The organism is Bradyrhizobium sp. P3_C3, from assembly GCF_056402655.1.
The window spans coordinates 42,848-65,605 of the sequence record NZ_JBFUGY010000017.1; the positions used below are offsets into that span (position 1 = coordinate 42,848).

Below are 22,758 nucleotides of genomic sequence, written 5' to 3' on the forward strand. Positions count from 1 at the left end.
GTGCAGGGCGGTGGTCGATGCGGGGCTGTCCGCCTAACGTTGTTCCTCGGGCGGCCCCGCTTCCGCCTTCGCTCTATCGAGCTACGGCGGGACAAGCCCGCTCCATCCGGGCTACAGGACCGCCCTCACCGCGCCAGCCACTCCGCGACTTCCTTCTGCGACTCCGCGCGCGCCTCTGCGTCCGTGCCGAGATGGCCGTGCTCGGGCGCGGCGGCGTCGGTGGTGCCGGCAGCTGCGTGCAGCGGCGTATTGGCGCGGTCGAAATCGTGATAGGCGCCGGGATAGACCACGATGCGCGTGAGCGCGCTGCGGCCGCGCGCGCCGTCGACCATCTGGCGGCAGGCCGGCGGCGACGAGACGTCGTCATTGGCGCCGATCAGCACCAGGGTCGGCACCCGCGCGCTCCAGCCGAGGCCGGCGGAGACCAGGCAATCCGGATAGAACGCGATCGCCGCGCGAAAATCCGGCCCGGCTTCGCGCGCGGCGCTCTGCGGACGCACGGCCCAGAGCAGCGCGCTGGCGCCGTTGGCCCAGCCGATCAGGCTGACGCGGTCGCGCGCGACCCAACCCTGCTTCATCAGCCAGGCGCGCGAGGCCGCGATGTCGGCGACGCGCTCGCGCCGCGCCTTGACGTGCATCTCCTTGACGCGGCATTGCGGCCCGAGCTCGCGCGAACCGTAGCTGTCGGGCAGCAGCACGGCATTGCCGGCCTTCAGCAATTGCAGCGCCCAGTCGCGATAGCGCGGCAGCACCGATTCTGAATGATTGCCAAGGCCGCCGCAGCCGTGCAGCGCGATCACGGTCGGAAACGGCCCCTCGCCTTCGGGCTTGTAGAGCTGCGCATGCAGGATTCCGGACGACAGCGGAATGTCGACCTCCTGCGGCGCCGGCGCGGCGTGCGCGGCCGACGTCAGCAGCATCAGGAACAGGGCGGTCAGTCGAAGGCGCATCGGATTCTGCCGTGGAAGATGCCGGAACCGGCCATCCCTCGCGCGAAGCACTATCATGCGGAAACGGCGGCAAAACATCACAAACCGGTGGGTTTACCGGGCGGACAAGCCACCCTATCTATGCTAAATCCGGTGCAACACATCGTGCCCTCCAGGGTTTTCCACGGAGTGGCCTTCCACGGAGACTTTCGACCGTGCTGAACAAGTTCGGCCCCTCGGGCCATGGCGAAGCGCAGGTGCAATATCTCGACGGCGATTTCCGCGTGATCTCGCCGGGGACCTTCGTGCGCTGCGCGATCACCGACACGCGGATACCGCTCGACGAATTGAAGTACTGGAGCGTGGACCTGCAAGAGGCCTACGCCACGCCCGCCGCCGTGCTGCAGCGGCATTTCCCCGGCGCGCTGAAGCCGCAGCCGTGAGGCCGCGCCTGCGCTTCTATCACTGTTCAGTGGCATCTCCGCCCACGCAGGTCTTGATGAAGGTCTTCCTGGGCTCGCCGACGACCTTCTGATCGATCGCCTGCTTGAGGCAATCGACCCGTGCCTGCGCCATGCAGAGCTGCATCTGATCGCGCTTGTCCTGTCCCTTCAGGCTTTGCGTCGTCGCAAGACACGTGACGCGCTTGGTCGCGGGGACGGGCACCGTGCTGGTTGGCGCAGCGGGAGCCGTCGTCGGCGCCGTCTGCGCAAACACGGGCGCAATGATCAGACACACAAGACTGGCAGCGACGGCTGCGGATGGCAGTTTCATCGGATTCTCCTGATCGTCTGGAACCGATAGGCGTCTTGCGATGAATGTCGCCTGAATGGCGGGCTGCTACAGGGTGAGCAAAGGGTAACTGTCCTGCCCGCGTCGCACGACGCGGTACAGCTTTTCGCACAGCATGAGGGTGGAGACGAGGTTCGCGCGCACCTGAACTGCGCGCCTCGCCGCCGAAATGATCTCCGTCGCGCCGATCCGCGTTGCAACGAATTGCGCTTGCACTCCGTGGTAAGTCACTTCGCGCTGTGGTTGGATTTTTCGCTGCGGTTCGGCGCCCTTAAGTTGTTTGACGAAGTTCTGGTGAAACAGAGCGCTGCTAGAGTGCGCGTTAGGTAATTAGCCCTGCTGCTTTGCCGCACAGACCATCAAGTCAACCAAACGACCATTGAGCTTTGGAATTGATGCAGTCTGTGAACGGGCTCACATCGGAAGAGCCATCTGACGGGCTACGATCACCTCGAAAATTCGCGGTGGATACTTTTTAAATCGAAAGTCAACGATGGGGGTGATCATGCCCACCATACTAGACATGCTCTATCGTGAATATTGCCGCGCCCGCCTCGCTGAAATGCGGAAACAGCTTCTGATCATAGCTCAACGCTCTGAAGCTTCCGAAGCGCATCATCATCTTGCGGATCAGGGTGACGATGAGAGGACGGACGCACAACGCAAGACCGGTCGTGGCGTGCCGCATTGAAGCGGCCCGAGACCGGCGAACTCTCCCGCGTAGCAGTGACCAAGCAATTGGCGGCAGTTTGGGAGCAAGCGATGAATACACCCGAATGCTATACTGTCATGGTGGCCTGCGTCTCGTGCCTGACCATCATCGGAATGATGGCTGTTGGAGCCTGGTGAGGGGACTGACCGCTGAGCCGGGATTGCACGCCCTTGACGGGTCCGCTGGCAAGCACGTTCAGTCGGACCTGTGGCGCCGGACACAGCACGCGCCCTCCCGCAACGTCCGTCGATGGACGCCGGAAGGCCTTCGCCTCAGACCTGCTTTTTGCTGTGAGGTGAGCGTTGCCGCCGCCTGATACGATTGCGGCGGCATCGCGTGAGATCCGGATGTCAGCCTCCGGGCGGACTATACGAAGAGCGCAGCTTTGCCGCGTTCTGGCGGACCTGCTTGATCTCGTCCTGCGTGAACAGCCGGGTCAGTTTCACGTTCTGCAGGGTGCCCACCGTGACGGTCAGACCGGAGATGGCCGGAGCCGTGCTCGGATCAGGCACATCGAAAATCACCAGAACGCCCGGACCGTCGGCAGCAACGCTGTACATCGAAATCAGCTTGCCGCCGGCCGCTTCAATGAGTTTTGTCGCCGCCTCCTGGCGATTGATCGTGGGGTTTTCCAAAATGGCGTTGAGAGCGCGTGGTGTATATTGTCCTGTGAGGCAAAAATGCATGGCATGTTCTCCTCTGAGCTTTTGGCAATAACTCTCCTGCCGTTCCGAACTGATCGTAACGGTCTCGCATCTGAAATGATGATGGTACGTTGCCCGCCGTGGGCATAAACGCCGCCGATGATTGCCGGGAGTTCGGCACGTCCCGGTGACGGCTCTCATGCGAGGCTACATCAACTCCCGAACGTGCGGAAGACAATTCATCCGCCGCGACATGTCGCATATCGCAAGGCGCGCGGTGTTGGGCTACGGCGGAGCGCTTTGCCCACGCCAAGAAATCATCAAGACATCATCGCCTGCCGAACCGCCGCTCGCGCGCCTTGTAGAGATGATCGCTGATCAATTGCCGGAGCGCTGCCGGATCATCGAATTCGAGCTGCACCGCGAACGGCACGATGCCGTCAGGCACGCCTTCGCGGCCGCGCAGGCGCGCAAGATCCTTTTCCGTCGTCACCAGCGTGAGCTGCTCGCGCTGCGCCTCCGCTGCGAGCGCCGCGATCTCGTTCTGCGAAAACATGTGGTGATCGGCGAAGGGGCGCGTGCGCGCGACCTCGACGCCGCAGGCGCGCAAGCTGCGGAAGAAACGCGCGGGATCGCCGATGCCGGCGAACGCAAAGACTCGTTTGCCGAGGAGTTGCGCGACCGAGGCCGCATCCGGCTTCAGGCGCGCGCGCAGCTCCGGCTTGTTGCGCTTCGCAAGCTCCGCCGCGACATCGTTGGCGGCATGGCCATTGCCGATCAGCACCAGCGCATCGGTGCGCGCGAGCTGCGCCTTCAGCGGCGCGCGCAAGGGACCGGCCGGAAACACCTTGCCGTTGCCGAGGCCGCGCTCGCTGTCGATCACGATCAGGGAGGCGTCCTTCAGCAGGCGCGGGTTCTGGAAACCGTCGTCCATCAGGACCACGGTCGCGCCCCGCGACTTCGCGAGCGCAACGCCTTCGAGACGGTCGTGCGCGACCACGACGGGAACGTCGCGCACCATCATCAGCGGCTCGTCGCCGACGTCGGAAGCGGTGTCGCGCTCGCGGTCGACCATGACCGGACCCTTGAGGCGCCCGCCATAACCGCGGCTGAGCACCACCGGCGTCTCGCCGAGCTCGCGCAGCAGCTTCGTCAGTGCGAGCACGGTCGGCGTCTTGCCGGCGCCGCCGACATGGTAGTTGCCGACGCAGATCACGGGGATGCCGGCGTCAAAGCCCTGGCGCAACATGCGCCGTTCGGTGATCGCGCCATAGAGCAAGCCCAACGGCCGTAACGCATGAGACTTGATGGAACGCGGCCGGTACCAGAAGGCCGGCTCACGCATTGGCGGCCCCCATCTCGATGGTAAGCTGCAATAGATAGGGCTCGAGCGCCGTCATCGTGCGATTGAGCGCGCCGCCAAGATCCTCGACCACGCCTGAGCCTGCGCGCTGCATCCCGTCGCGCACCGTGGGATCGGCCAGCAGCTGGCCGAGCTGCTTGACCAGCGCCTCCTGTGTGTCGGCCTGGCGCGCGCCGCCGCTGCTATCAAGCGCCTCGTAGACATCGGCGAAGTTGAAGACGTGCGGACCATGGACGATCGCAGCGCCGAGCTTGATTGCCTCGATCGGATTCTGGCCGCCATGACGGATCAGCGATCCGCCCATGAACACGACCGGCGAGAGGCGGTAGAACAGGCCGAGCTCGCCCATGGTGTCGGCGATATAGACGTCGGTCGCCGCCGTCGGCAATTCCTCGCGCGAGCGCAACGCCGGCTTCAGGCCCGACGCCGTGATCAAGCCGGCGATCGAGGTGCCGCGATCCGGATGCCGTGGCACGATCACCGTCAGAAGCTGCGGGAAGAAACCGACGAGGCTGCGATGCGCCGCGACCAGCATCTCGTCCTCGCCCGGATGGGTCGAGGCCGCGACGATGATCGGGCGGCCGCGCGTCATCGCCATCAGCCGCTCGAGCTTGGCGGGATCGGCCGGCGGCGCGGCCACGTCGAGCTTGAGATTACCCGTGGTGACCACGTCGCGGCCGCCGAGCGCCGAGAAGCGCTCCGCATCGGTCTTCGATTGCGCCAGGCAGATGTCGAACCGCGACAGCAGCGCCGAGATGGTGCCGTACATCCGCCGCCAGCGCGGGAAGGAGCGCGGCGACATCCGCCCGTTGATCAGCACCATCGGCAGGCGGCGCGCGGCGCCCGCCAGGATCAGGTTCGGCCACAAATCGGATTCGATGAACAGCGCGAGCGACGGCTTCCAGTGATCGAGGAAGCGCGCGACATAGCGCGGGGAATCATACGGCACGTATTGATGGATGACGTCGGGCGGAAACCGCTTTGCGACGACGGCGGCGGAGGTGACGGTGCCCGAGGTGAGCAGGATGCGAAGATTGAGGTCGCGCAGGCGCTCGATCAGCGCGGCTGCGGCGAGCACCTCACCGACGCTGGCGCCGTGAATCCAGACCAGGGGGCCGTGCGGACGCACGTCCCGGGACAGGCCTCGCCGCTCGCCGACGCGGGCGGGATCCTCCTTGCCCTGCTTCAGCCGCCGCTTGATCAGCGCCGGCGCAAGCGGCACCAGGCCCGAGGCCAGGCGCCGGTACATCCGCAGCGTTATCGGCAGCGAATTAGCCATCTTGGGGCCCCGGACGGCCGAGTTGCGCATAGGCGCGGCGGGTCGCCTCGTTCAAGGTCTCTTCCAGCTCCAGCCGCAGCGCTTCCATAGTGGCGGCGTCGGCATCCGGCGGCACGTGGATTTCCTTGATACCGACCAATGCACCCCGCCCGAACGGAAGGTTGATGGTGGTGCGGTCCCAGTTCTTGAGCCGGATGAAGCGGCTGGTCGCCATCGCGAAAGGCATGATCGGCCGCCCCGATTCCCGTGCCAGCATGATGATGCCGAGCCCGGCCACGCGCGAGCGCTTCGGGACATCGGCGGTCAGCGCGACATTACAACCGTCCTGGAGCGTGTGCACCATTTCCCTGAACGCCCCCACCCCGCCCTTGCGGTGGAAGGCGCCGCCGTGGTCACCGGAACCACGGATCAGGCCGATGCCGAGCCGCTCGACGGCGATCGCGTTGAACTCGCCGTCGCGATGCCGCGAGATCAGGACCTTGGCCCGGTAGGACTCCTTGGTCTTGATGAAGGGCGTGAGGAAATGCTGGCCGTGCCAGAAGGCGAAGATCGCGGGGATCTGCGGCTCGACGATGTCGTAGACCTCCGGCGGATCGAACGTGAATTTGTTGGTCCGCCAGACCAGACGCAGATATTCGGCCGCCAGAACCCCGACGGCACGCTGAAGCCAGCTGCTTCGCAGCGTATTGCGAAGCAGTTTTTTCAACGCGCCGGTTCTTGATTCGGGTCGAGCAACCGATGGAGATGGACGATGAAATAGCGCATCTGCGCGTTGTCGACCGTGCTCTGCGCCTTGGCGCGCCAGGCGACGTGGGCGGACGCATAGTTCGGATAGAGGCCGACGATCTCGACGTCATCGAGGTTCTTGAAGGTGTTGTGCTCGAGATCGAGCAGTTCGCCGCCGATGACGAGATGCAGCAATTGTTGCGGGGCACTATCTGGCATGGGTTCTGTTCCTAACGGGCTGCCCGGCAAAGCAGTGTTCGAGAAGCACGGCGGACGCACTCAGGGCAAGGGTCGATTTCGAAAATGCGCGACGATGCCCGCATGACGATCGCGACCAGCTGCCACCAGCACCCCGTGCGTGACTTCCCGGCGGTTATAGAGGATGGGATCTCCGGAGAGGTCGCTCATCCTACCATCCGCTTCCTGCACGATCAAATCGGCCGCCGCAAGGTCCCAATCATGGCTGTTGCCCCCGGCAAAAGCCGCATCCAGCACGCCATCGGCAACCCGGCACAGGCGCAGCGCGAGCGAACCGATTCGCGGATGCAGCTTGATGTCGCCGCCAGCACTATTGAGCCGCTCGACCATCGGCTTCGGGCCGGCGACGCGGGAGAAGTCGAGCGCGGATCCGGACGCCGCCCGCACGGCCTTGCCGTTGAGCGTCGTGCCCTGCCCGCGGGCCGCGAAGTAGAACTCGTCGGTCGCGGGCGCGAACACCGCAGCCAGCACCGGCGAGGCATCCTCGACCAGCGCGACGCTGACGCACCATTCGTCATGGCCGCCGAGATAATTGCGGGTGCCGTCGATGGGATCGACCACCCAGGTCCGCCGCCGCGACAGCCGCACCTCGTCGTCGGCGCTCTCCTCGGACAGCCAGCCGTAGTCGGGCGTCGCCGAGCGCAGGCGCGCTTCGAGCAAATCGTTGACGGCAATGTCGGCTTCCGACACCGGCGAGGACGCGCCCTTGGTCCACTTCCTCAATTCGGTGCGGAACATCGACTGCGCGAGGCTGCCTGCCTCCCGCACCGCGTCCTGCAACAGCGCCGCGTCGCGCGTCAGGATGGTTTCGTCTGTTGCATGCGCGTCAGCGTCCGCCAAGCGTCAAACCCTCGATGCGCACCGTCGGCGCATTGATGCCGTAGCGGAACTCGAGATTGTTCGCCGGCTGCATCGACTTGAAGATCTCGAACAGATGGCCCGCGATCGTGACTTCGCTGACGGGATAGGTCAGCTCGCCATTCTCGATCCAGAAGCCGGAGGCGCCGCGGCTGTAATCGCCGGTGACGCCGTTGACGCCGGAGCCGATCAGGTCGGTGACGTAGAAGCCCTGCTTGATGTCGGCGATCAGCTCGGCCGGGGTCGGCGTGCCCGGTTCGAGATGCAGATTGTACGGCCCCGGCGACGGCGAGGACGAGACGCCGCGATGGGCGTGGCCGGTGGTGGTGAGGCCGAGCTCGCGCGCGGTCGCGCAGTCGAGCAGCCAGGTCGTCAGCACGCCCTCGTCGACCAGCGCGATCTTCTTCACCGCGACGCCTTCGGCATCGAAGGTCTGCGAGCGCAGGCCCCGCTTGCGCAGGGGATCGTCGATGATGCGGATGTTCCTGGCGAAGAGCTGCTGGCCGAGCTTGTCCTTCAGGAAGCTGGTCTTGCGTGCGATCGAGGCGCCGTTGATGGCACCGACGACGTGGCCGACCAGCGAGCCCGCAACGCGCGGATCGAACACGACCGGCACCTTGCAGGTCTCGACCTTGCGCGGATTGGAACGCGCCACGGTGCGCTCGCCGGCGGAACGGCCGACGACTTCCGGCGACAGGAGATCGGCGCCGTGCGGCGCCGAGGTGAAGTCGTAGTCACGCTCCATGCCGGTGCCTTCGCCCGATATCGCGGTCGCCGAAATGCCCTGGCTGGAACGCAAATAAGAACCATGGAAGCCGGTGCTGGTGACGAGCACCATGCCGCCCATGCCGGCGGAGGCGGAAGCGCCGCCGGATTTGGTCACGCCCTTCACGGCGAGCGCGGCGGCCTCGGCTTCGAGCGCGCGGCGCTCGAGCTCGGAGGTCGCTGGCACGTCGGGATCGAGCAGATCGAGATCGGGGAAGTCGCGCGCGAGCAGCGCGGGATCGGCGAGGCCGACATATTTGTCGTCGGGCGCGACGCGCGCCATCGCCACCGCGCGCTCGGCAAGCTTGGTCACGGCATCGCCGCTGACGTCGTTGGTCGAGACCACCGCCTGGCGCTGGCCGACCAGCACGCGCAGGCCGACATCGTCGCCCTCGGAGCGTTCGGATTCCTCGACGCGCCCGTCACGCACCTCGACGCCCTGCGAGACGCCGCGCACGGCGACCGCATCGGCCGCATCCGCACCGGCGCGCTTGGCCGCCTCGACCAGCCGCTGCGCGAGATCGGAGAGCGCGGTCTGATCGAACAGGTCGCGATTGGCTTTGGACGAATCCTGGGGCGAAAGCGTCGAGCTTGGTGAAGGGTTCACAAACGAAATCCTGTTGCGGCGGGAGGTTTCGGGGCGATACCGGCCCTGAACACCAGATGTGCCCAATTGGTACGGACTTCAAGCGTTTTCAGCCCGCAAAAAGCTCAGATTCGCAAGTCCGGCGCAACGTCTCGTCAATCATGCGTGCCAAGGTCTTGTCAATCATGAGCGGCGGTGACGCTGGATTAACCAGCCTTTTTAAGTGGTTTCGGAACGGCGCGCGCTAAGGTCCTCGCATCGACCGGGAACATAATCCCGGCGGGGAGAACTAAAGCCGTGAGGCGTCAAACAGCAACAAGCGGGATCGCTCCCGCCGGGTCGGGCCGCAGCTTGCGGCTCGACCCTCTTTCTCTTCCGGTCCGCTTCGATGCGCACGATCCGCGCGCCGACGGATACACCAGGCAGATCGAGCTTCATCGCGAGCGTGTCGTGCTGCGCCGTGCCGTCCGCGGCATGCAGATGGCGATCAACGTCCGCGTCAGCGACTTCACCGGCGTTGCGTTGCGCGGCAATGACGAGGCGCAGACCCTCGTCCTCGTGCATCGCGATCCCTCGCTTTCCGTTCCGCTGCTGGTCAGCACCGATGGCGACGAGCTCGCCGAGGCCTGGGCGATCTGGAGCGAGCTGTTCGCGCTTCCGCAGCTCGACGAAGGTGCCCGCAAGCCCACGCCGCGCCGTCGCCGCGCCAACGCGATCCGCGCCCGCCGTCCGAAATTCTTGATGCGCCGGCGCACCGCCATGACGCGCGAGCTGTCGGTTCATCAAGGCGAACGCGAGATCATCGCAAGGAATTGAACGGCACGCACAGTGCCGTAGGTTGGGCAAAGCGAAAGCGTGCCCACCTTTTTGATCTCAATCTCGGGAAGATGGCGGGCACGGCGCAAGAGCGCCTTTGCCCACCCTACGGGCTACGCCGCCCGCATCACCGCGTCGACCAGCAATCCCGCAAACAGCAGGAAGCCCGCATACTTGTTCGAGAAGAACAGGCGCTTGCAGAGCAAGGGGTCGCTGATATCCAGCCGCACGATCTGCGAGGCCAGATGCACGGCGAACGCCGCAAGCCCGAGCCAGGCCGGCCAGCGCGCATCGCCTGAGGCCAGCGCGACGCCGATCAGCATCACCGCAAGCCCGTAGAACAGGATAAGCGCCTGGTGCGTGTGCGCGCCGAACAGCCGCGCGGTGGACTTGATGCCGATCAGCGCGTCGTCCTCGGCGTCCTGGTGCGCATAGATCGTGTCATAGCCGATCACCCACGAAATCGATCCCGCATAGAGCACCAGCGCGGTCAATTCGATGCGGCCGAAGGTGACGGCAAATCCCATCAGCGCGCCCCAGGAGAAGGCGAGGCCGAGCACGATCTGCGGCCACCAGGTGATGCGCTTCATGAAGGGATAGATCGCGACGATCAAAAGCGAGGCAATGCCGGTCAGGACCGCGAAGCGGTTGAATTGCAGCAGCACCACGAGACCGGTCAGCGCCTGCGCGACCATGAAGGCCAGCGCCTGCCTGGTCGTCACCTGGCCCGACGGCAACGGCCGCGAGCGGGTGCGCTCGACCTTGTCGTCGAGATCGCGGTCGGTGATGTCGTTCCAGGTGCAGCCTGCTCCGCGCATGACGAAGGCGCCGATGAAGAACAGCACGATGGTGAGCGGCAGGCCGCGGACGTCGTGGGCCATGCCGGCAGCGAGCGCCGCCGACCACCAGCACGGCATCAACAGGAGCCAAGAGCCGATCGGACGATCGAAGCGCGACAGGCGCAAATAAGGCCGCGCCCATTGCGGCGCGAGCGTATCGACCCAGTTGCCGGTGGAATCGGCAACGCGGGCGGATGTATCACTCATCGGGTGAGGACGTTGCCGTTGAGCGTATCGAAGGTGCTGCCGCCCTTCTTGCCAGCATTGGCTTCAGGCGCCGAGCCCGAGCCCAGCACCTCGCTCAGCGACGGACCGGCCGGACCGCGCGGCTGGTTCTGCATCTGCTGCGCGACGTTGCAGACCTTCGTCGCCATGGCCTCGGTGTTCTTGTGGCCGTCCTTCATCTGCGCGCTGACCTGCGCCGGAATCCCGCACTTCGAGGCGTTGACCTCGATGTACTTGATCATCTTGGTCTCAGCCTGGCTGAAATTGCGGATCAGCTTGCAGGCTTCGTCCGGCGCCGCGTGACGATCGCTCGCGGCCTTGATCAGCTTGCCGCGCTTCTCGGCTTCCTCGCGCAGCGGCATGAAGGTTTTCATGCAGTCCTCGCCGGGACCGCCTTGCGTCGGCGGGGCGGCGCTGAAGGCACCTGCGCCACCGACGGGTGCGGCGCCGTTCACGGGAAACGATCCTTGGGGCGCTGCACCGACCGAAGCGCTCGGCGCCGAGCCGTTCACGGGCGGAAACGCGGAACTGGTTGGGGCCTGGCCGGGGAGCGGCGCGGGGAAGCCCTGTGCGTGGGCGCCCACGGCACCCAAGGTGACCATGGCGGCAGTGATCGGAACCATCAAACGACGGATCATGAAGGCAGTCTCTCCGGCAGGAGCTTACGGGGTGCGGCGTCTTCTCAATTGAAGCGCAACCAGCGTGCTCGCGATTTTACGATTCCCGCCGGCCCTTAACAACCCGTCGAATAGGGCAAGAGCGCGGCGCGCCGACGCACCGATTTGGCAATATTTACCCCCGAAATGGCGACTTTCGGTTAATAACGGCGGCAAATTGGACCTTTGGACGATGCCCTCCCACGATTTTCGCGCCCCCCGCCTGTTTGTCGATGTCCCCCTTGCCCAGGACGCCAGGGTTCCGCTCGACCGCGACCAGAGCAATTATCTCGGCAATGTGCTGCGGCTTGCCGCCGGGGCCGAGGTTTTGGCGTTCAACGGCCGCGACGGCGAGTGGCAGGCCGCGATCGAAGGCCGCAAGCGGCCGGACGGCCTCGTCATCCTCCAGCAGGCCCGGCCCCAGGACCGGCTCGCTGACCTCACCTACGTCTTTGCCCCGCTCAAGCATGCCCGGCTGGACTACATGGTCCAGAAGGCCATCGAAATGGGCGCTGCCACGCTTCAGCCGGTCCTGACCCGCTTCACCCAGGCCTCCCGGGTCAACACCGAGCGAATGCGGGCCAATGTGGTCGAGGCGGCCGAGCAATGCGGCATCCTCAGCATCGCCACGGTGGCCGAGCCAGTGCCGCTGGACCGGTATCTCAGCCAGCGCCCTGCCGACCGGCTGCTCATCTTCTGCGACGAGGCGGCGGAGGTCCAAAACCCCATTCAGAGCCTGCAAGACGCGCGCGAAGCCGGACATGACCAAGGCAGCGTTGGCATCGACGTGCTGATCGGCCCCGAAGGCGGCTTTGCCGAGGAGGAGCGCGCCCTGCTGCTGCGGCAGCCGAAAATCCTGCGGCTGGCGCTGGGACCCCGGATCATGCGGGCCGACACGGCCGCGGTGGCGGCGCTGGCGCTGGTGCAGGCGGTGCTGGGCGACTGGGGCGGCACCTAACCTAGCCAGGCGAACCTAAGGTCGATTCGCGCGCGGCGGCTCTACAGGTTCGCGCTTTAGATGACCTCTCGCTTCGACCGATGCAGGGTCTCGGACGGCAGCTCTCCGAAAGCCGCCCTGTAGCTCGCTGCGAACTCGCTCAGATGCCAGAAGCCATGGCCGATTGCGCAGGCCTTCACACTGCGACGAGCCGGGCCGGTGCGCAGCTGCTTTCGTACCGACCAGAGGCGCAAGATCCGGCTGTAGCGATGAGGGCTCATGCCGCAGATGGCCTGCGTCGCACTCTGGAGGGTCCGAACGGACACGCCCACCCGCTCTGCCAGTTCGGTCGTCTTGTGCCAGATCGCGAGATCGTGGCGGATCAATCGTTCCATCTCTGCGACGATCCGCTGATAGCTGTCCGTCGTGGAGTGCATGGGCCCGCGCTTCACGTTGGACCGAATGGCAGCATCCATTGCGGCGAACAGGGATTGTTCGACCGCCGTTCGCGACGTCGGCTCGTTCAGGAAGTCTGGATCATGTGCCGCGGTTTCAAGCGTCGTGGAAATCGAGCCATGCAGGGAGGCAAGTACTTCCGATGCCGGACTCAGCAAATGATAGCCGTCATCCAGCTGAGACCAGGGCTCGCGCTCGGGCGGGCTGAAATAGGCGACAGCCCACAAACGCCCCGCCGGCTCATAGACCAGGCAATCGGATCTCCCCTTGAGAACGAGTATGGAGCTGCCAATTGATTGCCCGTTGATGCGGGTGGAGGTCACATGGTCCATCGGCACCGCCACCGCGATGGCGTGCGCCAGATCATAACCGCGGATGATCCGCGGGAAGGTCTTCACCAGAGATAGCGTCAGGACCGGCAGGCTGAGCTGGGCACGCTTGATTGCAGTCGCCCCCGCCGACAGCGGCATGCTGGATGCGCCGACATATCTCTCACTCTCTCCGAAATGATCGATGTCGTACGATCGGAGCTCGAGAGCCGCGGATGGCTTGAGACCCTGGAACGACAGCAAGCCGTCTAATGCTGTTCTTTGCGTTCCATCGCGAGCAGTATCGAGAAGGCTTTGATCCATATCCTGCCGCTTACTTCGCCTTCCTTGTCGATGCAGCGCCCTTGGGGGCACGCAGATCATCCGGCCCGTTGATGCCGGCGCGCTTGAGATCGCGAAGCAGTTTTGTGAGCAGCAGCATATTAGTCTTCTGCAGTTCGTGATTGTTTCCAAACCTGAATACGTTCTGCTCGGTCACGATGAGCCCGGCCTTGGTTTCGGCGAGAATCTTTCGTCTTTTAAGTCCCGTCACGCGACGGCGAACCGTCTCGAGCGGCAGGCTGAGGAAGCGAGACAGCGCCGCGCGGGACACCCCTTGCTTGATCGCATCCGGCTCGACCGCGTGAATGCTGGAAAATCTCTCGTCCAGCGACGGATCGTTCATCACATTGATGACGTTCGCGTTGAGAATCGCATGAACGATCAGCAGGTCCAGCGGATCGAATTCGTCGTAGTGCCGGAACAGCTCGCTGATCGAAAACAACATATAGGCCAGCGTGTGCCGCGAGACCGTCCGGATAGCATCTGATGCATTGCGCATGAATCGAAACCAACATTCACATTGTAAGCGAAGGCAGCAGCGAACGGGTCATCCGCCATACCCAATATGAGTATGCGACGACTTGCCTGTCCTCCTCAATTTCTCAATGTGACGTTGAGCTTGCGGTTGCTGCATTGAGTCGCATGCCCGGACAGGAATCAGCGACGGGCAATGAGGCTGTCGCGCAGGACGACATGGCCATGGACGACGATGTTGCATCGGACAGGCGGCGACGCGAGGAGCTCGGGCTCATCAAGGCATTTCTCGGCATAAGGGACCCGAGCAGGAGGCAGAGAATTCTCGAGCTTGCCGAGGAGCTCGCAGATCACGCCGCGTCCGAAACCGCAGGGCTTGCCTTCGCCTCGACCGATGCATCGCTTGGCGATGCGCCCAGAGATCTCCCTGGCCAGACTGAGTGAAAACCAGGCCCCTCCCGCTCTAGGTATTAAAATACCTCAAATACCTTCTGGCAGATCGCTGCGTCCCGCCTCCAAAGCCGTTAAGCGATTGATCCTTTGGAGGTCGAAACCGCTTTCGCGCCATGCTAAGGCCTGCGCCAATTCGCCTCCCCCTCGCCCTGCCCGGTTCCACCGGGACGATGGACCCTGTTATGACCGCGACTGCCACCTCAAATGCTGCCGGCTCCGCCGCCTGGGCGGATACGCTGCTCTTGTCGTTCGCGCAGGCCGGCTATGTCAGGTCCGAGCCCGCGATCCTGCAACCGGCCGAGCCGTTCCTGGACCTCTCCGGCGAGGACATCCGCAAGAGCCTGTATCTGACGACGGACCTGTCCGGCGAGGAGCTCTGCCTGCGCCCGGACCTGACCATTCCCGTCGCCCGCGACTACCTCACCTCGAGCCGCGCCGGCCAGCCGGCCGGGTTCAGCTATCTCGGCCCGGTATTCCGCTACCGCAGCGGGCAGGCCAGCGAGTTTCTTCAGGCCGGCATCGAATCGTTCGGCCGCCAGGACCGCGCCGCGGCCGACGCCGAGATGCTGGCGCTGGCGCTGGAAGCGACCGCCGCCTTCGGTGTCCGCGATGTCGAGATTCGGACGGGCGACGTGGCGCTGTTCAACGCCTTGCTCGATGCGCTCGACCTCTATCCGGTCTGGCGCCGCCGCCTGGTCAAAGATTTCAACCGCAAGATCAGCCTGGAAAAAGATCTGGAGAAGCTGGCGGCCGCGACCACCGCGACCCGCAGCGAATATGAGGGTGTGCTGGCCGCGCTCGCCGGCTCCGACCGCAAGGCGGCGCTCGCCTTCGTCACCGATCTGATGTCGATTGCCGGCACCACCAATGTCGGGGGCCGCACCACGGCCGAGATCGCCGACCGTTTCCTCGAGCAGTCGACGCTGAAGGGCGGCGCGCTGCCGCGCGAGGCGATCGCCGTGCTCAAGCGCTTCCTGTCGATCGCAGGCAATCCCGACGATGCCGTCGCCGAGCTCCGCGCGCTCACCACGGACGCCAAGCTCGACCTCAGCGCTGCCGTCGACCAGTTCGAAAGCCGGGTCGGCTTCATGGCCGCGCGCGGCATCGACGTGAAGCAGACGCGCTTTTCGACCGCGTTCGGACGTGGCCTCGACTATTACACCGGCTTCGAATTCGAGCTGCATCACAGGGGCAACGGCGCCGAGCCGCTGGTCGCCGGCGGCCGCTATGACGGGCTGATGACCCAGCTCGGATCGGCCGAGCCGATCCCCGCGGTCGGCTTCTCGGTCTGGGTCGACGCGCTGACCCGGATCGGCCGCAAGGTGGGAGCTTAAGTCATGAGCGCGCCATTCGTCCTGGCCGTTCCCTCCAAGGGCCGCCTGCAGGAAAACACCGAGGCGTTCTTCGCCCGCGCCGGGCTCAAGCTGTCGAAGGCCGGCGGCGCGCGCGACTATCGCGGCACGCTCGCGGGCCTCGACAATGTCGAGGTCGCCTATCTCTCGGCGAGCGAAATCGCTTCGCAATTGTCGCGCGGCTTTGCGCATCTCGGCGTCACCGGCGAAGACCTGGTGCGCGAGAACATCGCGGATGCCGACAAGCGCGTCTCCCTGATCGACGGGCTCGGCTTCGGCTATGCCGACGTCGTCGTCGCGGTGCCGCAGGCATGGATCGACGTCCGCACCATGGCCGACCTCGACGACGTCACCACCGGCTTCCGCGAGCAGCATCACATGCGGATGCGGGTCGCGACCAAGTTCATCAACCTCACCCGCACCTTCTTCCAGAGCCACGGCATCACCGACTACCGCATCGTCGAAAGCGCGGGCGCGACCGAAGGCGCGCCGGCGGCCGGCAGCGCCGAGCTGATCGTCGACATCACCACGACCGGCGCGACGCTCGCTGCCAACGGCTTGCGGGTGCTCGACGACGGCGTGATCCTGCGCAGCCAGGCCAATCTGGTCGCCTCTAGGGATGCCGACTGGTCGCCGCAGGCGCGGGAGACCGCGCGCGTCATCCTCGATCACATCGCAGCAAGGGCGCGGGCCAACAAATACCGCGAGGTCCGCACCCGCTTCCAGCAATGCGACGCCGCCTTGCTCGGCGAAGCCCACGAGCGCTTCGGCGTCGAAGCCCCGTTCGGCGGGCCGACCTCGTCGGGCATGCTGACGCTGCACTGTCCGCCGGGTCAGCTCTATGCGCTGGCGAGCTTCCTGCGCGAGCATGGCGCCGAGACCGTCTCGGTGGTTTCGCTCGACTATGTGTTCGACCGGGAGAACCCGCTGTTCGCCAAGCTCGAGGCATTCCTGCGGCAGTGAGCCTCAGGTCCGTTCAGCGTAGCGACAGCAAACGGCAGCTACCATATGCTGTTGAGAACCATGGACGCCTCTGGAACCTTGATCAATGACGCTGGGCTCTGACGTTTCCGGCATGACGACCACCGCGGCCAGTGCCGCCGCGAAGGGGCTGTCGATTGTCGTCCCCGTCTACAACGAGGCGGCGGGCCTCGCCGCCCTGCACCAACGCATCTGCGATCTCGCCAAGACCTTGCAGCAGCGCTATCGCTTGCGTTGCGAAGTCGTCTATGTCGACGACGGCAGCGCGGACGCGACGCTCTCGATCGCCCGGTCGCTGCCGGCCGACGCGGTCGACGTCCAGGTGGTGTCGCTGTCGCGCAATTTCGGCAAGGAAGCCGCGCTGATGGCCGGCCTCGACCATGCCCGGCTCGGCGCCGTGATGTTCATGGACGGCGACGGTCAGCATCCGCCGGCCCTGGTCGAGCAGCTGGTGCGGCACTGGATCGAGGACGGCTATGACGTCGTCTATACCGCCAAGGCGCATCGCGACAACGAGCCCTTCCTGCGCCGCGTCGCCGTGCGCGGGTTCTATTCGCTGATCAATTGGGGCGCGCGCCAGAAGATCCCTGAAGACGCCGGCGACTTCCGCCTGCTGTCGCCGCGCGCGGTCGCAGCGCTCAGGCAGCTGCCGGAGCGCAACCGCTTCTTCAAGGGCCTCGCGAGCTGGATCGGCTTCCGCCAGATCCGCGTCGATTACGAGCCCGCGCCGCGCACCCATGGCGTGACGACCTTCAGCGCCGCGCGCCTGCTCGGTCTTTCGATCGAAGGGGTGACCTCGTTCTCGGTGGCACCGCTGCGTTTCGCCAGCCTGCTCGGCGTGATCCTCGCCGGCGGCGCCTTCCTGTTCGGCCTCTCGATCCTCTGGGAGGTCTGGACCACGGGCAAGCAGGTGCCCGGCTATCCCTCGCTCGTGATCGGCCTGATGACCATCGGCGGCGTGCAGCTCATCATGATCGGCATCGTCGGCGAATATATCGGCAAGATCCTGTCCGAGCTGAAGGCGCGCCCGATCTACTTCGTCGCCGAGCACAGCGAAAAGCATTTCGAGACCGGGAAGGCCGACGACGCCTCGAAGAGGACGGCCGCCGAATGAGCGCGGCCGCGGGCCTGCGGCGGATCTGGCTCTGCGCCGACGATTACGGCATCAGCCCGGGCGTCAATCGCGCCATCCGCGACCTGATCGAACGCGGCCGTCTCAATGCCACCTCGGTGATGATGGTGGGACCGGCGATCGAGCGCGGCGAGATCGAGGCGCTCCAGACGGCCGCGAAAGCGAGCCCGCGCTGCGCGATCGGCCTGCACGTGACCTTGTCGGCGCCGTTCCGGCCGCTCACCATGCATTTCCGACCGCTGGACGGCGACATGTTCATGCCGTTCCCGAAACTGCTGCGCGCCGGCCTTGCACGCCGGCTCGACCGCGAATTCTTTCGCAATGAGGTCAGGGCGCAGCTGGCGGCGTTCGCGGAAGCGTTCGGGCGCGCGCCTGACTTCGTCGACGGCCATCAGCATGTGCAGCTCTATCCGCAGGTGCGCGACGGCTTTGTCGATGCGGTCAGCGAAGCCGCACCGAAGGCCTGGGTCCGCCAGGGCGGGCGCGACCTGCCGCTTGTGCAGCGGCTGGCCTCACCAAAAGCCATGGTGCTCGATATCCTGAGCGCACAATTCCGCCGCCGCGCCGCCAGCGCCGGCCTCGGCTTCAATCCCGGCTTCGCCGGCGCCTATGATTTTACGCGCGAGGCCGATTTCGGCGCGTTGATGCGGCAGTTTCTGGAAGGCCTCCCCGATGGCGGCCTTGTGATGTGCCACCCCGGCTTCGTCGACGATGTCCTCACCGGCCTCGATCCGATGACCGACGTCCGCGAACGCGAGCATGCTTATCTCTCGGGCGATGGGTTTGCGCGCCTGCTGGCCGACAGCGGCGTCACGCTGGGGTGAAACCGGCGGAAAGCAAGCCGCCGGGCAGCTTGTCGCATACCGAAATTTAATCCGGCGGGCACTGTTGGGGCCACAATGGAACCCTACATCTGCCTCGCGCTTGGTTTGAGCGAGGGAGACTGATCATGACGCCTCAGGAACGCCAGCTCGTCGACGAGCTTTTCGACCGGCTTTCGAAACTGGAAAACGCACCGCGCGATCCCGACGCGATCACCGCGATCTCCGACGGGCTGCGCAAGGCGCCCGGCGCGGTCTACGCGCTGGTGCAGACCACGCTGTTGCAGGACGAAGCGCTGAAGCGCGCCCATAACCGCATCCAGGAGCTGGAAGCGGCCCATGCGCCCGAGCAGGCGCAGTCCGGCGGCTTCCTCGATACCATGCGCGACTCGCTGTTCGGCGGAGGCCCCTCGCGCGGCTCGGTTCCGAACGTGCCGCCGCGTGACGCGCGGCCGGTCTGGAACACCGGTCAGGCGATGCCGCAGGCACAGCCCGGTTACGGCGCGCCGCCTCCTTATGGACAGGCCTACGGCCAAGGCCCAGGTCAAGCTCCAGGCCAAGCTCCGGGTCAGGGTTATGGCGCACCGCCGATGGGCGGTGGCGGCGGCTCGTTCCTCGGCACCGCGGCGGCAGCCGCCGCCGGCGTCGTCGGCGGCTCGCTGCTGCTCTCCAGCATCCGCGGCATGATGGGCGGATCGCACCAGCAGGCCTTCGGCGACACCAACGCCTTGAGCGGTGACCGCAGCGCCGGTGGAAGCCCCTGGGGCGGTAGCGACCAGTCCGGAGGCTCGCTCTCGCGCGATGCCGGTCTCAACGACATCGGCTCCAACCGCGACCGCGACGACGGTTCCCGCCAGGGCTTCACCGACCAGGCGTCGAACGACCGGGACAACAACAACAACGATCAGAACTACGACGACAACGACCACGACAACGGCAATATGGACGTAGCCGACGACGACAGCGATTTCGGCGGCGGAGACGATGGCGGCAGCGATTACGCGTGAGGCTGCCCGATCAGCGCGACAAACAAAAACGGCCGCCCGGAAGGCGGCCGTTTTCATGTCGAGCGTCAGGCGATCACATCACCACGACCTTGGTGCCGACATTGACGCGGCCATAGAGGTCGATGACGTCCTCGTTGCGCATGCGGATGCAGCCTGAGGAGACGTTGGTGCCGATGGTCCAGGGCTCGTTGGAGCCGTGGATACGATAGAGCGTCGAGCCCAGATACATCGCCCGCGCGCCGAGCGGATTTTCCGGGCCGCCTTCCATGTGCCGCGGCAGGTCGGGCCGGCGCGCGATCATTTCCGCCGGCGGCGTCCAGTCCGGCCATTCGCGCTTGGCCGTGATCGACTTCACACCGGACCAAGTGAAGCCGGGACGGCCGACGCCGATGCCGTAGCGCATCGCCCGGCCGTTGCCCTCGACGAGATAGAGGAACTTGTTCGGCGTATCGACCACGATGGTGCCGGCAGTTTCCTTGCCGCTATAGTCGACGGATTGCTTCTCGAATCTCGGATCGAACGGACGCTGGCGCGGATCGACCGCCTCCTGCTGGAGACCTGCGCCTTGCTGATATCCACCCTGCATCTGCGGCTCGCCCATCGGTGGCAGGCGGCGCTGGTCGTAATAGCCGGGCTGCTGCTGATAAACCGGCTGCTGCGGCGCGTAGGCCGGGCCGCGGCCGGGACCTTCACCGAACAGGAACTCGATGAAGCCGCCGCCCATATTCGCATTGGAGGCGACACGCACCGGCGCCGGCTGCACCTGCGGCTGGTAGAGCACCGCGGGCGGATCGTTCGGCACACTATTGTCGAAGGCGCTGGCGCTGTTCGCGCCGGCAATGAAGGTGCAAGCGCTGCCGAGCAGCGCGACAGACATTTTCTTGAACATCGACGTACTCTGTACTGTTTCGTCTAGATCCCATGCGTCGTGCAGAGCCGATGGCTGACCGGCGACCGCGACGTGGTCAATAAAGAGCAAAAGCCGTTTTGTTTGGTAAACGTATCAGCCGTTTCGATTCACCACGTCGCGAGCGAGGGTGCAATTTGGCGATCAGCGTTTATTTTCCATGAACGCCGCAGGCCCATGGTTAATCGCTTCTTTTCGCGCCGTCGCGTGTGGCCGCGCAACAGTTCCCGCTGTGAACCTCGTGTTAAATTGCTTCTGTCTACAAAGACGCGTGAGTGAGGTGGGGGGAGTTCCTGATGGCTATTCACCGCAAACGTTTTCGTGTCGAGGAGGCTATTGTCGGCGAGATGCCCAGCCCCGAAATGATTGAGGAGGCTGCGCCGATGCATAGCGAGATCATGGCGGAGCTGCGTGCGATCCGCGCACAGATGGCGAAGGGCACCGTGCCCTTGTCCGGCAGCGCGGCCATGGCGGCGATCGACGCTTCCACCGCCCACGAGCTCTCTGAAGCTCGTACCATGCTCGATACTTACCGGGCGCAGATCGAGCAGTGCGAGAAGCTGAAGGTCGAGCTCGACCTCATCCACGACGCCATCGACCGCACCAAGCGCGAGATCGCGACGCTGCACGGCAAGAGCTTCGACGGCGGCGAGATGGCCAAGGTCAATGGCGAGCTCGGCGCGGTCGTCGGCGGCACCGAGCAGGCGACCCAGCAGATCCTCGAAGCCGCCGAATCGATCGACCAGGCGGCTAGCGCGATGTCCAAGGTGCAATCGGCCGACCAGCAGAAGCGGCTCGCCGACGACATCCAGGAACGCGTCATCTCGATCTTCGAAGCCTGCAACTTCCAGGACCTGACCGGCCAGCGCATCAGCAAGGTCATGACCACGATGAAGTTCATCGAGCAGCATATCAATGCGATGATGGAGATCTGGGGCGGCGTCGACGCGATCAAGGCTCATGTGCCCGCGCCGGCCGACACCCGCAGCGACGACGAAAAGCTCCTCAACGGCCCCAAGCTCGCCGGCGACGTCGGCCACGCCTCGCAGGACGACATCGACGCGCTGTTCGACTGATCGGGCGCGGCATTACGGAAAAACAAAACGCCGGCGAGAGCCGGCGTTTTTGTTTGTGGGGCCATCCCCTCCACTGTCATCGCCCGGCCTTGACCGGGCGATCCATTATTCCAGAGGCGGCGGTGATTGAGCCGAGAGGCCGCGGCGTACTGGATGCCCCGGTCCCGGCTCCGCCAAGGCTACGCCGAGGCCCAGACGAGCGCTCGGCTCGCCGAAGCTTCAGCGAAGGCGGCAAGCCGGGGCATGACGAAGGAGAGACTACGCCCTTGGCGCGCAGCGGACGTAGACCATGTTGCCGTAACGGGTGGCGGCGTCCTTGTCGATGAAGCGGGTGATCAGGACGCGGCCGTCGAAGGAGACGATCTCGCGGTCCTGCTCGCCGGGGGTGGGACCCGCCGGGCCGATGTAGTTCTTGCCGCTGGGCGAGCCCTTCAGCCGCAGCTCCTGCGGCGTCGCCTGGTCGGCGAGATGCATGATCACGCCGCCGGAGGAACCGGCGGTGATCACGTAGGGATTCTTGCACTGCGCCCGGGCCGCGGCCTCGGTGCGGGCGCGGTCGGCCGGGTTCTGGAACGAGGCGAGACCCCAGCGGCCGACGATCTCGTCGGCGCGGATGCTCGCCGGCATTTCCGGGCCGGTGCCGGGCTCGGCCTCGGGCGGCGGCGAAGACGACGAGAACGACGGCAGGCTCATACCGCCGCCGCAGGCGCCAAGCAGCAGCGCCAGGCAAGAGGCGGCCGCCAGATTGGCAACCGTGCGTGCGTGAGCTGACCTGATCATGACATTCCCCCGAGCAAACCGTCCCCCAAATGAGACCCCGACCRCATCCCTCCTGCAGCCAAGCGCAAAACCGCTGTCGGAGCAATGACGTCCTTTATACGCCAGCGCGACCAATAAGTTTCTCTAGACACGATCCTATATCCGCCTCACCAATCGCTTAACCACCCTTGCTTGACAGGATCGCGGCCAAGCCATATTTCCGGGCGCACTATTAGCACTCGGAAAGCCCGATTGCTAAGCGCGCCGTTCGATCCTCGGCAAGAGGGTGGACGGACGCCGCCCCT

26 protein-coding genes are annotated in these 22,758 nt (G+C 65.3%); 10 read left to right on the top strand and 16 right to left on the bottom strand.

Annotation, left to right across the window (positions count from 1 at the left end; translation table 11 throughout):
- Nucleotides 1–125 precede the first annotated feature (125 nt).
- Nucleotides 126–950 carry a dienelactone hydrolase family protein gene (locus AC1DW2_RS20495; protein ID WP_477007056.1) on the bottom strand — a complete coding sequence of 275 codons (825 nt, stop codon included), beginning with the start codon at nucleotides 948–950 and terminating at the stop codon, nucleotides 126–128.
- A 194-nt stretch (nucleotides 951–1,144) separates the two neighbouring features.
- Between AC1DW2_RS20495 and AC1DW2_RS20500 the strand changes: the two genes are divergently transcribed.
- Nucleotides 1,145–1,372 carry a DUF2093 domain-containing protein gene (locus AC1DW2_RS20500; protein ID WP_014491939.1) on the top strand — a complete coding sequence of 76 codons (228 nt, stop codon included), beginning with the start codon at nucleotides 1,145–1,147 and terminating at the stop codon, nucleotides 1,370–1,372.
- Between the two features lie 19 nt (nucleotides 1,373–1,391).
- Here AC1DW2_RS20500 and AC1DW2_RS20505 read toward each other — a convergent pair whose 3' ends face one another.
- The 9 genes from AC1DW2_RS20505 to AC1DW2_RS20545 all read right to left on the bottom strand — a co-directional run bounded on the left by AC1DW2_RS20505 (nucleotide 1,392) and on the right by AC1DW2_RS20545 (nucleotide 8,933).
- Nucleotides 1,392–1,703: a hypothetical protein gene (locus tag AC1DW2_RS20505; protein WP_477007057.1), complete on the bottom strand. Its 312-nt coding sequence runs from the start codon at nucleotides 1,701–1,703 to the stop codon at nucleotides 1,392–1,394.
- A 535-nt stretch (nucleotides 1,704–2,238) separates the two neighbouring features.
- A complete protein-coding gene (locus AC1DW2_RS20510) occupies nucleotides 2,239–2,409 on the bottom strand; it encodes a hypothetical protein (protein WP_477007058.1) in 171 nt (56 codons plus the stop codon).
- A 374-nt stretch (nucleotides 2,410–2,783) separates the two neighbouring features.
- Nucleotides 2,784–3,119, bottom strand: coding sequence for a GYD domain-containing protein (locus AC1DW2_RS20515; RefSeq protein WP_063985608.1), 336 nt, complete (start codon nucleotides 3,117–3,119; stop codon nucleotides 2,784–2,786).
- 286 nt (nucleotides 3,120–3,405) lie between these two features.
- Nucleotides 3,406–4,422 (bottom strand): tetraacyldisaccharide 4'-kinase, encoded by a 1,017-nt coding sequence (gene lpxK / locus AC1DW2_RS20520; protein WP_477007059.1) that lies wholly within the window; start codon nucleotides 4,420–4,422, stop codon nucleotides 3,406–3,408.
- Entirely contained in the window at nucleotides 4,415–5,749 is a 1,335-nt protein-coding gene (locus AC1DW2_RS20525) for a 3-deoxy-D-manno-octulosonic acid transferase (RefSeq protein WP_477007060.1), read from the bottom strand. The genes lpxK and AC1DW2_RS20525 overlap by 8 nt, the downstream gene beginning before the upstream one ends.
- On the bottom strand, nucleotides 5,712–6,425 hold the full coding sequence (locus AC1DW2_RS20530; protein WP_477007061.1) for a lysophospholipid acyltransferase family protein: 714 nt from the start codon (nucleotides 6,423–6,425) through the stop codon (nucleotides 5,712–5,714). Before AC1DW2_RS20530 ends, AC1DW2_RS20525 begins: the two co-directional genes overlap by 38 nt.
- Nucleotides 6,422–6,664, bottom strand: a complete 243-nt coding sequence (locus AC1DW2_RS20535) for a DUF4170 domain-containing protein (protein ID WP_014491932.1) — start codon at nucleotides 6,662–6,664, stop codon at nucleotides 6,422–6,424. The genes AC1DW2_RS20530 and AC1DW2_RS20535 overlap by 4 nt, the downstream gene beginning before the upstream one ends.
- Before the next feature lie 60 nt (nucleotides 6,665–6,724).
- Entirely contained in the window at nucleotides 6,725–7,543 is an 819-nt protein-coding gene (locus AC1DW2_RS20540; RefSeq protein ID WP_477007062.1) for a 3'(2'),5'-bisphosphate nucleotidase CysQ, read from the bottom strand.
- Nucleotides 7,530–8,933, bottom strand: a complete 1,404-nt coding sequence (locus AC1DW2_RS20545) for a TldD/PmbA family protein (RefSeq protein WP_208084486.1) — start codon at nucleotides 8,931–8,933, stop codon at nucleotides 7,530–7,532. The genes AC1DW2_RS20540 and AC1DW2_RS20545 overlap by 14 nt, the downstream gene beginning before the upstream one ends.
- A 276-nt stretch (nucleotides 8,934–9,209) precedes the next feature.
- Between AC1DW2_RS20545 and AC1DW2_RS20550 the strand changes: the two genes are divergently transcribed.
- Nucleotides 9,210–9,728 (top strand): DUF6101 family protein, encoded by a 519-nt coding sequence (locus tag AC1DW2_RS20550; RefSeq protein ID WP_166344729.1) that lies wholly within the window; start codon nucleotides 9,210–9,212, stop codon nucleotides 9,726–9,728.
- Between the two features lie 113 nt (nucleotides 9,729–9,841).
- Here AC1DW2_RS20550 and ubiA read toward each other — a convergent pair whose 3' ends face one another.
- Together ubiA and AC1DW2_RS20560 are read right to left on the bottom strand one after the other, a co-directional pair.
- Nucleotides 9,842–10,774, bottom strand: a complete 933-nt coding sequence (gene ubiA, locus AC1DW2_RS20555; protein WP_166083823.1) for a 4-hydroxybenzoate octaprenyltransferase — start codon at nucleotides 10,772–10,774, stop codon at nucleotides 9,842–9,844.
- The gene (locus tag AC1DW2_RS20560) at nucleotides 10,771–11,430 is read right to left on the bottom strand and encodes a hypothetical protein (protein WP_166344731.1); all 660 of its coding nucleotides are present in this window, start codon (nucleotides 11,428–11,430) and stop codon (nucleotides 10,771–10,773) included. The genes ubiA and AC1DW2_RS20560 overlap by 4 nt, the downstream gene beginning before the upstream one ends.
- A gap of 211 nt (nucleotides 11,431–11,641) precedes the next feature.
- On the opposite strand from AC1DW2_RS20560, the gene AC1DW2_RS20565 reads away from it, so the two are divergent.
- On the top strand, nucleotides 11,642–12,406 hold the full coding sequence (locus tag AC1DW2_RS20565) for a 16S rRNA (uracil(1498)-N(3))-methyltransferase (protein ID WP_477007063.1): 765 nt from the start codon (nucleotides 11,642–11,644) through the stop codon (nucleotides 12,404–12,406).
- 56 nt (nucleotides 12,407–12,462) lie between these two features.
- Here AC1DW2_RS20565 and AC1DW2_RS20570 read toward each other — a convergent pair whose 3' ends face one another.
- Together AC1DW2_RS20570 and AC1DW2_RS20575 are read right to left on the bottom strand one after the other, a co-directional pair.
- Nucleotides 12,463–13,473, bottom strand: a complete 1,011-nt coding sequence (locus AC1DW2_RS20570; RefSeq protein WP_477007064.1) for a helix-turn-helix domain-containing protein — start codon at nucleotides 13,471–13,473, stop codon at nucleotides 12,463–12,465.
- A 10-nt stretch (nucleotides 13,474–13,483) separates the two neighbouring features.
- A complete protein-coding gene (locus AC1DW2_RS20575; RefSeq protein ID WP_477007065.1) occupies nucleotides 13,484–13,990 on the bottom strand; it encodes a hypothetical protein in 507 nt (168 codons plus the stop codon).
- A gap of 200 nt (nucleotides 13,991–14,190) precedes the next feature.
- On the opposite strand from AC1DW2_RS20575, the gene AC1DW2_RS20580 reads away from it, so the two are divergent.
- From AC1DW2_RS20580 to AC1DW2_RS20605, 6 genes are all read left to right on the top strand, one after another.
- Nucleotides 14,191–14,409 (top strand): hypothetical protein, encoded by a 219-nt coding sequence (locus AC1DW2_RS20580; protein WP_225048619.1) that lies wholly within the window; start codon nucleotides 14,191–14,193, stop codon nucleotides 14,407–14,409.
- A 191-nt stretch (nucleotides 14,410–14,600) separates the two neighbouring features.
- Nucleotides 14,601–15,752, top strand: a complete 1,152-nt coding sequence (locus AC1DW2_RS20585; RefSeq protein ID WP_071909510.1) for an ATP phosphoribosyltransferase regulatory subunit — start codon at nucleotides 14,601–14,603, stop codon at nucleotides 15,750–15,752.
- A gap of 3 nt (nucleotides 15,753–15,755) precedes the next feature.
- Complete coding sequence (gene hisG / locus AC1DW2_RS20590) at nucleotides 15,756–16,733, top strand: ATP phosphoribosyltransferase (RefSeq protein WP_028153072.1); 978 nt, start codon at nucleotides 15,756–15,758, stop codon at nucleotides 16,731–16,733.
- Between the two features lie 85 nt (nucleotides 16,734–16,818).
- Entirely contained in the window at nucleotides 16,819–17,865 is a 1,047-nt protein-coding gene (locus tag AC1DW2_RS20595) for a glycosyltransferase family 2 protein (RefSeq protein WP_063985621.1), read from the top strand.
- Nucleotides 17,862–18,707 carry a ChbG/HpnK family deacetylase gene (locus AC1DW2_RS20600; RefSeq protein ID WP_477007066.1) on the top strand — a complete coding sequence of 282 codons (846 nt, stop codon included), beginning with the start codon at nucleotides 17,862–17,864 and terminating at the stop codon, nucleotides 18,705–18,707. Before AC1DW2_RS20595 ends, AC1DW2_RS20600 begins: the two co-directional genes overlap by 4 nt.
- Before the next feature lie 125 nt (nucleotides 18,708–18,832).
- Nucleotides 18,833–19,711 carry a DUF2076 domain-containing protein gene (locus AC1DW2_RS20605; protein WP_477007067.1) on the top strand — a complete coding sequence of 293 codons (879 nt, stop codon included), beginning with the start codon at nucleotides 18,833–18,835 and terminating at the stop codon, nucleotides 19,709–19,711.
- Between the two features lie 73 nt (nucleotides 19,712–19,784).
- Here AC1DW2_RS20605 and AC1DW2_RS20610 read toward each other — a convergent pair whose 3' ends face one another.
- A complete protein-coding gene (locus AC1DW2_RS20610) occupies nucleotides 19,785–20,600 on the bottom strand; it encodes a L,D-transpeptidase (RefSeq protein WP_477007068.1) in 816 nt (271 codons plus the stop codon).
- A 314-nt stretch (nucleotides 20,601–20,914) separates the two neighbouring features.
- On the opposite strand from AC1DW2_RS20610, the gene AC1DW2_RS20615 reads away from it, so the two are divergent.
- Nucleotides 20,915–21,694: a protein phosphatase CheZ gene (locus tag AC1DW2_RS20615; RefSeq protein ID WP_354120843.1), complete on the top strand. Its 780-nt coding sequence runs from the start codon at nucleotides 20,915–20,917 to the stop codon at nucleotides 21,692–21,694.
- Between the two features lie 258 nt (nucleotides 21,695–21,952).
- Here AC1DW2_RS20615 and AC1DW2_RS20620 read toward each other — a convergent pair whose 3' ends face one another.
- On the bottom strand, nucleotides 21,953–22,474 hold the full coding sequence (locus AC1DW2_RS20620) for a hypothetical protein (protein ID WP_063985626.1): 522 nt from the start codon (nucleotides 22,472–22,474) through the stop codon (nucleotides 21,953–21,955).
- Nucleotides 22,475–22,758: the final 284 nt, after the last annotated feature.